The sequence below is a fragment of the Microbacterium sp. CIAB417 genome (assembly GCF_022788845.1).
Genome location: NZ_JAHZUT010000002.1, coordinates 1007302 through 1018228 on the forward strand (window position 1 = coordinate 1007302; position 10927 = coordinate 1018228).

The window sequence follows — 10927 nt, forward strand, 5'->3', positions numbered from 1 at the left end:
CCTGAGTCCCGACCGGACTCCCGGACGAGGGATCAGTACCCGGTGAGCGACAAGACTGGCCGGAAGGCACGTCATGTCGTGGATCGTCCTCATCGTCTCGGGAGTGCTGGAGGCCGTCTGGGCCAGCGCGCTCGGCCGGTCCGAGGGGCTGTCGAAGCCTCTGCCCAGCATCGTGTTCGCCGTGGCGCTCTTGTTGAGCATGGGCGGTCTGGCGTTAGCCATGCGGGAGATCCCCACCGGTACGGCATACGCCGTGTGGGTCGGCATCGGAGCCGCGCTCACGGTGATCTGGGCGATGGTCACCGGCGCTGAACCGTTCACGATCGTGAGACTGCTGCTGATCGCCGGGCTGGTCGGCTGCGTGATCGGGCTGAAGCTTACCGGCGACGCATCCTGAGTTCCCAGGCTTTTGCTCCGCGCTCGAAGATGGGAGCATCCTGTGGGGGCCGGCATAGCCGCTTCGCCTAGGATCGCTCGCGCCACGCGGGGAGAGGAAAGTCGTGACGGTGACCGGTTCGCAACTGCATGCCGATTCGGAGAGCACGCGTACGCCGCGGTGGCGGCGCGCGGTGAAGGCTGCCCGAGGCTGGGTCGAGGATGCGTCCCGCCCCGATCCGAGCGTGCGCGCGGTCCGACGGATCGAGCTCGCGCAGGTTCTGGGCTACTGGGCGATCGCCCGCGGGATGAACCTGGCGTTCCTGCTCTTCTGGTACCTGGTGTCCACGGCCGCAGGGTGGGGCTTCGGCGCGCAGGACCGACCTGTCGTCACGTTCGCCGCCTTCCTGACGGGGTGGGACGCGGACAGGTACGGCCGCATCTCGCTGATCGGGTATCCGCCCGTCATCCCCATCGGCCCCAACGGCAACGTGCTCGAGAACGACTGGGCCTTCCTGCCGATCTACCCGTGGCTGGAACGTGTGGTGGGCGACATCGTCGGCTCGGACTGGCGCGCGGCCGGCATCGGACTCAGCATCTTCTTCAGCGCTACCGCCACCGTGCTGCTGTTCCTGCTGCTGCGGGCAGTCACCTCGCCACGCCAGGCGAAGTGGGCCGTCATCTTCTTCTCCTTCGCGCCGCTGTCGTTCGTGTTCGTCATCGCGTACGCGGAGTCTCTCGTGCTCACTCTGACCTTCGCCGCGCTCCTGCTGGCTGTGAAGCGCAAGTACGTGTGGATCACTCCGATCGCGCTGGTCGCGGCGTTCACGCGACCCGGCGCTCTCGCGCTTGCGCTGGCGCTCGGCATCGTCTTCCTCGTGCGCTGGTGGCGCCGGAAGGTCGATCCGTTCCCTCGTGGCGAAGTCGTCGGACTGCTCGTCGCGGGCGGCGTCACCGCGCTCGCCGGACTCGCCTGGTCGTGGATCGCGGATGCGGCGACCGGAACCCCGCACGCCTACGTGCTCACGGAGACAGCCTGGTGGCGCCCGTTCGTCGGCAACGGCGATTTCCTGCCCCTCACCCCGTGGTTCCGATTCATGGGCGAGTACCTGAGCGTCTTCGGGTGGCTGCTGGTGATCGCGCTGATGGTCGGCTTCGCGATGCTGATCTGGTCGCGGCCGGTGCGCAAGCTCGGAATCGTGGTCGCGGCGTACGGGCTCAGCTACGGGCTCTACATCTTCGGCGTCTTCCTGCCGCAGGCCAGCACGTTCCGTCTGCTCATGCCGATGTCTCCGCTCCTCGCGCACGAACGACTCTCCGCCTCCAAGCGCACACGCAACGGCATCCTGATCGCCCTCGTGGTCCTGCAGTTCTTCGCCGTCTACGGTCTGTGGACGCGCGGATATCCCTGACCCGTCGTCACGGGGCCGGAGCCGGCGGTGATAGTCTCGATCGGTACGCCTCCGTAGCTCAGGGGATAGAGCGCCGGTTTCCGGTACCGTAGGTCGGGGGTTCGAATCCCTCCGGGGGCACGGCGTACGAGAGGCCTCGATCCTTTCGCGGATCGGGGCCTTCTTCACGCCCGAAGACGAACGGCGCAACCTGCGGATACATGCCCGACGCGATCGTTACCGCGCCGAAAGCGAGCAGGAGAGCGATCGGCAGGGCCAGCCAGCGGCGTGCTGCGAGGGCGCCGACGGCGCACACCAGCAGCACCGCCGCGACGACGACGAAGCCCCAGAAGGCCGGGACGCGACTCTCCCGGGAGAGTGGGGAATGCAGAGCCGTGCCGACGGCGCCGCCGAACTCCCGGGCGAACAGCTGCCAGAGCGCGAAGACGCACAAACCGATCGAGGCCCAGACGATCCCGGCTGTGATCTCGCGCCACCCCGGTGGGCGCGTGGTCGTCGTTGCGTCCCGCTGCCTCGAATCCACCCGACCTCCCCGATTCCTGCGACGTTACGCTGCCGGGAGTGAGCTGTCTGTCGGCCGCTTGGGGGACGCGAAGGCCGGCGGCGGGCGCGCGGCTCGGCGCAGCGGATGGAATGCTCAGCACGCTGGATTGCGGGGACGACGGCCATGTAGGCCAGGTCAGTTCAGCGCGATGGGGGAGCCGCCCTGCAATTTGAGCTTCGCAGAGCTCACGTGCTGCACGAGATGCCCGTCCGCCTCGGCGCCGACAGCGTCGATGACGACGTCGGCGCCGAGGCCGTCGGTGAGCTTCTTGAGGGCGACGACGACGTCCTTGTAGATGCCGCCGACGGCCGTCGCGTTGGCGTTCACGTTGTGGCAGTTGGAGAAGAGGCCGTGAGCGCAGAAGAAGCAGGTGTCGCAGCAGATGTTGAACGGCACCATGACCCGGTCGCCGACCGAGATGTTGCGCACTGACGCGCCCACCTCTTCGACCCGTCCGATGAACTCGTGTCCGAACGTGTGCCCGATGCGCGTGTCCGGGAGCATGCCGTGGAAGAGGTGGAGGTCCGACCGGCAGATCGCCGCGCGTTCCACTCGCACGATCGCATCATTGGGATGCTCGATCTGCGGGTCGGGCTTCTCTTCGACACGGACCTTGTAGGGGCCTCGGTAGGTCATCGCTCGGGTGCGCCCCACCCGGCGACCGGGCATGGCCGGCGACGACGGGGTTGTCGACCGGCGCGGGTCCTGGTACCGCGTGCCCGGGCGCGTGCGGGGTCTGCCCGGTGCCGTCAAGGCCCCTCCGACGGTCATGGCGCCTACGTACGGTCGGGGGATGCCTCGCCCCGCGCTCGCTCTGCGCCGTCGGCTGTCCGAACTGGTGGATCCTCCGCGTCTACTTCTCGCGTCGAAGGTGGCGGGCGCCGCCGCGATCGCCTGGACGCTGGCGCCTTTCGTGCCGTTCACCGACAGCGAGTACTCGTACTACGCGCCGCTGGGTGTGCTCATCAGCATGTACTCCACGCTGGCAGGCTCGGTGCGAGCGGGGCTCGAGACGCTCGCGGGACTCGCCGTGGGAATCGCGTGGGGCTTCGTCGGCATCGCTCTGCTGATCGCCGGAGCGCCCAGCCTTGTGGCGGTCGCGGTGGTGACCGGTGCGGGAACGGTCTGCGCCGGGCTGAGCGTGCTCGGCAGCGGCCGGGATTGGATCCCCATCGCCGGTCTGTTCGTCCTGCTCGTGGGTAACGCCGACGTCCAGAGCTATTCATCGTCGTACCTGATCACCACCGCCTTCGGCGTCGTCGTCGGTCTCGTGGTCAATCTCGTGGTCGTGCCGCCGCTCTACATCGGGCGAGCGACCGCACGCCTGAACGCACTGCGCGATGAGATCGGTGAGGTTCTCCGGGAGGCGGCTCAGGCGCTGGGCGAGCGCGCGGTGGACGCCGAGCGGCTGCGGCATCGGATCGCCGAGCTGACGGCGACGGCCGATGCCGTGGCGGCCGAGGTGGCCGAGGCCGTCAGGTCCCAACGCGGCAATCCCCGGGCGCGGCGTGCCCGTGCGGATGTGGAGACGGGGCGACGGCGCCTCGACGCGTTGCGCGCCGTCGCCGCGGCGACGGGCGAGCTGGCCGAGAGCCTCACGCGACTGACCGTCGAGACCGAACTCGGGAATCGGCAGCGCCGTGCGCTGGCCGAGGCCGTCGCGGCGTGCGCGGAGCATACGTCGACTCCCATCGAGCATGCAGCGTTCGCTGAACGACTCCGAGCAGCGGATGCGGCGCTCGCCGCCTATCGCCGCCGCATCCGGCATTCGTCGGATGCGAGGGCGCTTGATCGGTGGGAAGCGGCGGTGTCGCTCCGGCGCATCATCGATGCCTCGCGCCCGTTCGCGCACGCGGGGTGACCACCGGCGGACCGGGCCCTCGTCCGCCGGGTCAGCGCACGAGGGAGAGCCAGGCGCGCTCGCCGTCGGCGATGCGGCCGCTCTGCGCAAGTCGCGCCGCAGCCGACGCGGGCTTGCGCCGGGCTTGATCGCGGATCGCCGTGTCGAACTCAGCCGCGAATTCCGCTCGAGGCAGTCGCTCGGTCACCGCGCGCAGCAGCCGCGGATCCCACCTGGACGCGCCCACGCCGGCGACGTCCAGGCTCGTGGCCACCTCCAGCAGGTGGCCCTCGATGTCCACGGCCGGATCGACCTCGACCCACATGTGGCGTTCGATGACCTCCTGCAGCCGGACACGGCGCTCGGCCGGCCAACCCGCGCCTGTCGCGAACACCCACGCCGCGGCGCCTCCGGCGCCCTCGAACGCCGTCCGGTGCGCGTCGAAGGGCTCGGCCACACCGATGTCGTGCAGCGCGGCAGCCGTGAACAGCAGCTCCGCGTCGTAGTGCACACCCTCCGCATCCGCGAGAGCACGCGCCCACGCCCAGGAGCGCAGGCTGTGCCGCAGCACGACGGGGGAACACCACCGTTCGGCCGCCTCGAGAGCGAGCGCGGCGGTGGCGGAGGGGGGACGCAGTAGCTCGTCGATGTCGTAGGGCATGGGACTCCTCGTCTCTCACCCAGTGTCGAGCACGGCGTCTCGCCTCATCGGTCCCCGGTATCGAGGACGGCGGGACGACGTCGGAATGTGGCGTTCCTACGTCGTCAGGGCTTCTTGCCGTTGCCGTTTCCGTTGCCGTTTCCGTTGCCGTTGTTGTTGCCCGGGCCGCGATTCGACCCGTTCTCCGACGCCGGCCGCGGCTGCGGATCGGTGACCGGCCCCGGCTGCGGAGTGCCGGTATCGGTCGGCTGCACGCTCTGGTCCCCGGAATCCACCGTCTCTGCGGGTGTCTGGTCCGATCCGTCGTCGGCGGGGACGGTGTTCACCTGCGCGGGGACGACGGACTCCTCGGCCACCGGTGCCGGAGCGAGCACGCTCGTGATGCCCACCGCGGCGGCCCCGGCCAAGAGAACGCCGGCAGCCGCCGTGAGTGCCACGAGCCCGCGGCGACGGCGTCGGGGCCGGCGCGGTGGCGAGACCGGAGTCGGGTCGGCGAGCGGTTCGGTGATCTGCGCCGGGGCAGTCGCGAGGGCGATCGGTGAGGTCGCGACGAGCAGCGCCTCATCCAGGGGGAGCGACGTGGCGGTCGCCGGCGATGCGGAAAGGGCGCGGGCCCGCTCGAGCACCTCACCCGCGCTCGGTCGGGAGGCGGGATCGTGCACCGTCATCGCGGTGAGCAGGGAGCGCCACGCGTAGCCGATTCCCGTCGGCACGTCGGGCTGACGACTGAGCCGAGCCAACAGCATGCTGGCAGCCGGCGCATCGGCGAAGGGATGGCGGCCCGTGATGGCCTCGATGAGAAGCAGACCGAGCGAGTAGACGTCGGATGCGGGAACCGGCGCGTGACCGCGCACCTGCTCCGGTGCGAGGTAGGCCGCCGTGCCGATGACATCGCCGGGGGTCGTGAGCCTGGTGGAGTCCACGAGGTGGGCGACGCCGAAGTCCGCCAGCACGGCCTGATAGCCGAGACGGCCCGCCGCCCCGCGGCCCCGCGCGCGGAGCATGACGTTGGACGGCTTCACGTCGCGGTGCACGATACCCGCTGCATGCACGGCCTCCAGCGCCGCGGCGAGATCGCTCGCCATCGCGGCCGCCTCGTCGAGCTGCAGCGGTCCCTCCACGAGGCGCTGACGCAGGGTGGGGCCGGCGATGTACTCCATGACCAGATAGTTCGGCGGCTGCGATCCGATGCACGCGTCGAAGAGGGTGACCAGGCACGGATGCGACAGCGAGGCGAGCATGGTCGCCTCGCCGACCTTCCGACGCTCCTCGACGCCGTCCCCCTGCTCCGAGTGGAAGAGCTTGACCGCGACATCGCGGCCGAGCAGCTCGTCTCGGGCGCGGTAGACCGTTCCCATGCCGCCGCTGCCGACGCGCTCGATCAGGCGGTAGCGGCCGGCGAGAAGTGATCCCGTTCCCGCGGGGACGGCGTCGAGGATATCGGACACGTACTCAGGCGAGGGGTTCGCCGTTGTCCGTGGTGCGACGCGTCGTGACACGCTCACCGCTGGCGGGGTCGACGGCGGTGCGCGAGGTGGACACGCTCGAACGGCGACGCATGACGAGGATGAGACTGATCAGAAAGACGACAACGCCCGCGCCCATCAGGATGTACCCGATGAGACTCAGGTTGACGAAGCCGCCGAGGTCGACGTTGACGGCGAACGCCAGGATCGCTCCGATCACGAACAGCGCGATTCCGCTTCCAATACCCATGTTCACGACTCCTGCCCCGGGACCTGCCCGATAGGTGGATTCCCGGACGGCGACGATGGGGCCGGCGCCCGGGCACGGGCGCGGCGGGTCGCCGTGCCCCCAGCGTTCACGATAGCCAGCGGACGGGCTCTCAGAGCTTCGGTGGTCCTGCCCCGCAAAAGGGTGCATAATGCCCGCCCGCACAGGACGACTCAGTCGCCGCGCAGACCCTCGATCGCCGCGGCGAGCCTCTGCGCCAGGTACGCATGGCCCTCGGTCGTGGGGTGATTTCGCCCGACCACCCCGGTGTCAATGATCCACGCGTAGTTCTCCGGCGTGATCCACTGATCCCGGACGGGGGAGATGTAGGGCCAGCCGCGCGCGGCCGCGGCCAGGCTGAGCCGTTCGTCGATCTCGGCGGTGGCCGCTTCCACCGGGAGGATCTGGGGAGCCGGTCCGAGAACGACGATCTGCGCGCCGGGGTACAGCGCGGCGAGCGAGTCCCACGCGGTGCGCACAGCGTCGTCGTAGCCGTCGAGCGGGACCTTTCGATCGTTGATCGATCCCTGGACGACGACGAGATCCGGCTGGGCGGACGCATCCAGCTCGGCGATGCGCTCGGAGAAGGTGCCGCCGTCGATGCCAGGAACGAGGTATCCACTGCCGCGTGACCCGTTCACACTCGACTCGCCGTCCATCAGCGGGCCCAGGAGGTATGCGTAGCCCAGTGTGGGCGCGGAGGCGGCTGAACCATAGGTCCAGGAGTCGCCGAAGACGAGGATTCGAGGATGCTCGGGCAGCGAGATCGCCGCCACCGTCGCGGGTGCGGTGCCACCCGCGTCCGCGCGACTGACCGAGAGCGCTCCGGCCGCCCAGGGACGCGTCAACGCGAGTGCGCAGATGCACGCGATGGCCGCCGCAAGCACAGCCAGCACGGCGATCGAGCGGCGCGGCGAAAGCCGAGCGGATCGGGTCATGACACGAGCGTACGGCGCGAGGGCCCGCCGTGGGTGCGGGAGCCGGATGCGGCGGGCCTCTGGCCTCGATGGGCGTGCGAGGATGGGCCGGTGCAGCGCCATGTGAGAGCCGAGCTCGACCTCGAACTGGGCTCCTCCGTCGACCTCATTCTGCAGATCGCGGTGGCACGCTCGGCGGGGGCTCTGAGCGAGCGGCTGAGCGTGATGCAGGACGGGCGCGAGCTGCGGCCGAGGGAGCTCATGGACGCGGCCGGCAACCGCCTGCACCGCCTGACGGGTGAGGCGGGCCCCCTTCAGGTGCGGTATGAGGCGGTCGTGGGCGCCGGGGCGGAGCCTGCGACGACGGAGATCGACACCATCACGGCTCTGCGCCCGAGCCGCTACGCCCAGTCCGACGAGGTCTTCGCTACGGCGCGGCGACTGTTCCGCGGGTTGAGCGGTCGCGCTCTCGTGGAGGCCGTCTCCGAGTTCGTGGCCACGAGCGTCACCTACACCCCGGGTATGAGTCTCGGCACCGACAGTGCCGTCACGACCCTCGCCAGCGGGCAGGGCGTCTGTCGCGACTACGCCCATCTCGTCATCGCGCTGCTGCGCGCGATGGATGTGCCCGCGCGGTACGTCGCCTGCTACGCGCCGCGCCTCGATCCCATGGACTTCCACGCGGTCGCGGAGGTTCTCGTCGAGGGCGAATGGAGCGTCGTGGATGCCACTCGGCTCGCCCCGCGAACCTCTCTCGTGCGGATCGGGACAGGCCGGGATGCGGCGGACTGCGCGTTCCTGAGCTACCACGGCGGATATGTGGGGTTGGAGCGGCTCGAGGTGGACGCGACGGTCAAGGACGCGCCCGAGACCGTAGACGATCACGTGTCGCTCGTGTCGATGTCCTGAGCGCGCGGCCTGCGCGGCCGGGGGGCGTCGCTGCCGACGAACGTAGAATGGGACGCCTATGGATCCCGAACAGCTCTCCGCAGCCCTGCACGCCGTCGTCGCCCCGATCGTCGAGGCGCGACGCCCAAGCGTCGAGGTGGCGGTGTCGGACATCGTCCTCGAGCGTCCGAAGAATCGTGACCACGGCGACTGGGCGTCGAACATCGCACTGAAGCTCGCGAAGCAGGTGGGAGCGAACCCGCGGGAGCTGGCCGCGGAGATCGCAGGCCCTCTCGGTGAGGTTCCCGGCGTCGCCTCCGTCGAGATCGCCGGCCCGGGCTTCATCAACATCCGTGTGGATGCCGCGGCCGCCGGTGCGCTCGCACGCGTGATCGTCGAGGCGGGCGCGGCGTTCGGCTCCAACACCACCCAGCGCGGCAACTCGATCAACCTGGAGTTCGTCAGCGCGAACCCGACCGGCCCGCTTCACATCGGCCACACCCGCTGGGCAGCCCTCGGCGATGCCATCGCCCGGCTGCTGCTGGCCAGCGGCGCCACCCTCGTGCGCGAGTTCTACATCAACGACGCGGGCGCCCAGATGGAGCGCTTCGGCCGTTCCGTGCTCGCCGCGGTGAAGGGCGAGCCGGCTCCGGAGGACGGCTACGTCGGCGCCTACATCCAGGACCTGGCTGAGCGCGTGCGCGCGGCGGACTTCAACGGCGAGCCCGGCGGCGTGCTGTTCGCCTCGCCCGAGGAGCAGCTGACATTCACCACCGAGCTCGCGTACGCGTTGCAGCTCGGCGAGATCCAGGCATCCCTCGAGCAGTTCAACGTGCACTTCGACGTCTGGTACTCCGAGCGGGTGCTGCACGCCGGGTCCCCGAGTCTGGTCGATGAGGCGGTCGAGCGTCTGCGCGAGCAGGGCCACGTCTTCGAGCAGGACGACGCCGTCTGGGTGCGCACCACGGACTTCGGCGACGACAAGGACCGTGTCATCCGTCGCTCGAACGGCGAGTACACCTACTTCGCGGCGGATGCGGCCTACTACCTCAACAAGGGCGATCGCGGTTTCGCCCACAAGATCTACCTGCTCGGCGCCGACCACCACGGCTACGTGCACCGGCTCAAGGCGCTGGCGGGAGCTGCGGGCGACGACCCCGAGAAGGACATCGAGGTGCTGATCGGTCAGCTCGTCTCGATCAACGGCGCCCGCCTGTCCAAGCGCGCGGGCAACATCATCGAGCTGGACGATCTGCGGGCCTGGCTGGGGACGGATGCGCTGCGCTACTCGCTGGCGCGGTACCCCGCCGACTCCCCGCTGACGCTGGATCCGGAGATCCTGCAGAAGCGCACGAACGACAACCCGGTCTTCTACGTGCAGTACGCCCACGCGCGCACACACAACGTGGCGCGCAACGCGGCCGCATCCGGGGTCGAGCGCACGGCGTTCGCGCCCGAACTGCTCACGCACGAGACCGAGTCGGCTCTGCTGGGCGCGCTGCAGGAGTTCCCGCGATTGGTCGCCTTCGCCGCCGACCTGCGCGAACCGCACCGCATCGCCCGCTACCTCGAGGAGCTCGCCGGGCTCTACCACCGCTGGTACGACAACTGCCGGGTGATCCCGCTCGGCGACGACGACGTGACCGATCTGCACCGCACACGGTTGTGGCTCAACGACGCCACCGGTCAGGTCCTGCGCAACGGGTTGGACCTGCTCGGCGTCAGCGCCCCCGAGCGGATGTGACATGAGCGAGGTGATGGGGCTGTTCGACGACCAGGACGACGCGCCCCGCACCGCGCGCCGCCGCCGGTGGCCGTGGCTCGTCGCGGTGCTGGTGGTGCTGCTGCTTATCGTCGCCGCGTTCTTCGCGGGGGAGTGGGTGGCACGCGACCTCGTGACCAAGGCCGTCAAGCAGCAGCTCGTCTCCCGGCTCGACCTTGCCGCGGATCAGCAGATCGATGTGGACATCGCCGACCCCTCGCTGCTGCTGGATCTCGCGCTGGGCCAGGTGGGAGAGGTGCGCATCTCGGCCGACGACGTGACGATCGGAGAGTTCACCGGCGACGTCTCGGTGACTCTCCACGATCTCGGCATCCGCGCACCCTTCACGCTCGGCTCCGGTCAGGCGACGGTGTCCCTCGACGCCGAGCAGCTGCAACCGCTGCTGGCCGAGGCCGCGCCGGTGTCCATCGACGGGCTCACGATCGCCGAGCCCGACGTCCGTGCCTCCTCGCAGCTGTCGGTGTTCGGTGTCGCGGTGCCGGTGGACGTCGCGCTCACCCCGTCGTCCGCGGACGGGCAGCTCGTGCTGACTCCGGTGTCGCTGAGCGTCGCGGGTGCCGAGGTGACCGCGGACGGCTTGCGGGCGCAGTTCGGCTCCGTCGCCGATCCTCTGCTGGCCGGGTACCGGGTGTGCGTCGCGCAGTACCTGCCTCGCGGCCTCACTCTCAGCCGGGTCGCCGTGCACGGCGATCGGCTCTCCGCCGACTTCGACATCGCGGGCGAGTTGCTGAGCGATGCCGGTGCGAGGGAGAAGGGCAGCTGCGCCTGACGCA

10 protein-coding genes, 1 tRNA gene, 1 pseudogene and 1 riboswitch are annotated in these 10927 nt (G+C 69.9%); of the genes and pseudogenes, 7 read left to right on the forward strand and 5 right to left on the reverse strand.

What is annotated here, in order from left to right; translation table 11 throughout:
* Positions 1–64: riboswitch (guanidine-III (ykkC-III) riboswitch) on the forward strand.
* A gap of 9 nt (positions 65–73) precedes the next feature.
* The 3 genes from KYX17_RS11355 to KYX17_RS11365 all read left to right on the forward strand — a co-directional run bounded on the left by KYX17_RS11355 (position 74) and on the right by KYX17_RS11365 (position 1907).
* Entirely contained in the window at positions 74–397 is a 324-nt protein-coding gene (locus KYX17_RS11355; protein WP_243227083.1) for a multidrug efflux SMR transporter, read from the forward strand.
* A 103-nt stretch (positions 398–500) separates the two neighbouring features.
* The gene (locus KYX17_RS11360) at positions 501–1787 is read left to right on the forward strand and encodes a hypothetical protein (RefSeq protein WP_243227084.1); all 1287 of its coding nucleotides are present in this window, start codon (positions 501–503) and stop codon (positions 1785–1787) included.
* A gap of 47 nt (positions 1788–1834) precedes the next feature.
* A tRNA-Arg gene (locus tag KYX17_RS11365) sits at positions 1835–1907 on the forward strand.
* Between the two features lie 562 nt (positions 1908–2469).
* Here the strand turns inward: KYX17_RS11365 and KYX17_RS11370 are convergent.
* Positions 2470–2967: pseudogene (locus KYX17_RS11370) on the reverse strand (alcohol dehydrogenase catalytic domain-containing protein); the annotation flags it as partial.
* A 157-nt stretch (positions 2968–3124) separates the two neighbouring features.
* Here KYX17_RS11370 and KYX17_RS11375 point away from each other — a divergent pair.
* Positions 3125–4192 carry an FUSC family protein gene (locus KYX17_RS11375; RefSeq protein WP_243227085.1) on the forward strand — a complete coding sequence of 356 codons (1068 nt, stop codon included), beginning with the start codon at positions 3125–3127 and terminating at the stop codon, positions 4190–4192.
* 31 nt (positions 4193–4223) lie between these two features.
* On the opposite strand, the gene KYX17_RS11380 is transcribed toward KYX17_RS11375, so the two are convergent.
* The 4 genes from KYX17_RS11380 to KYX17_RS11395 all read right to left on the reverse strand — a co-directional run bounded on the left by KYX17_RS11380 (position 4224) and on the right by KYX17_RS11395 (position 7504).
* On the reverse strand, positions 4224–4832 hold the full coding sequence (locus KYX17_RS11380) for an HD domain-containing protein (RefSeq protein ID WP_243227086.1): 609 nt from the start codon (positions 4830–4832) through the stop codon (positions 4224–4226).
* A 104-nt stretch (positions 4833–4936) separates the two neighbouring features.
* The gene (locus KYX17_RS11385) at positions 4937–6280 is read right to left on the reverse strand and encodes a serine/threonine-protein kinase (protein ID WP_243227087.1); all 1344 of its coding nucleotides are present in this window, start codon (positions 6278–6280) and stop codon (positions 4937–4939) included.
* Positions 6281–6284: 4 nt separating this feature from the next.
* The gene (locus KYX17_RS11390) at positions 6285–6548 is read right to left on the reverse strand and encodes a DUF6458 family protein (protein WP_243227088.1); all 264 of its coding nucleotides are present in this window, start codon (positions 6546–6548) and stop codon (positions 6285–6287) included.
* A 191-nt stretch (positions 6549–6739) separates the two neighbouring features.
* Positions 6740–7504 carry an SGNH/GDSL hydrolase family protein gene (locus tag KYX17_RS11395; protein WP_243227089.1) on the reverse strand — a complete coding sequence of 255 codons (765 nt, stop codon included), beginning with the start codon at positions 7502–7504 and terminating at the stop codon, positions 6740–6742.
* Between the two features lie 90 nt (positions 7505–7594).
* On the opposite strand from KYX17_RS11395, the gene KYX17_RS11400 reads away from it, so the two are divergent.
* The 3 genes from KYX17_RS11400 to KYX17_RS11410 are packed head-to-tail and all read left to right on the forward strand — an operon-like array spanning position 7595 to position 10923.
* Complete coding sequence (locus KYX17_RS11400; protein ID WP_243227090.1) at positions 7595–8392, forward strand: transglutaminase family protein; 798 nt, start codon at positions 7595–7597, stop codon at positions 8390–8392.
* 58 nt (positions 8393–8450) lie between these two features.
* Positions 8451–10115 (forward strand): arginine--tRNA ligase, encoded by a 1665-nt coding sequence (locus tag KYX17_RS11405; RefSeq protein WP_243227091.1) that lies wholly within the window; start codon positions 8451–8453, stop codon positions 10113–10115.
* A gap of 1 nt (position 10116) precedes the next feature.
* The gene (locus KYX17_RS11410; protein ID WP_243227092.1) at positions 10117–10923 is read left to right on the forward strand and encodes a DUF2993 domain-containing protein; all 807 of its coding nucleotides are present in this window, start codon (positions 10117–10119) and stop codon (positions 10921–10923) included.
* Positions 10924–10927 lie beyond the last annotated feature (4 nt).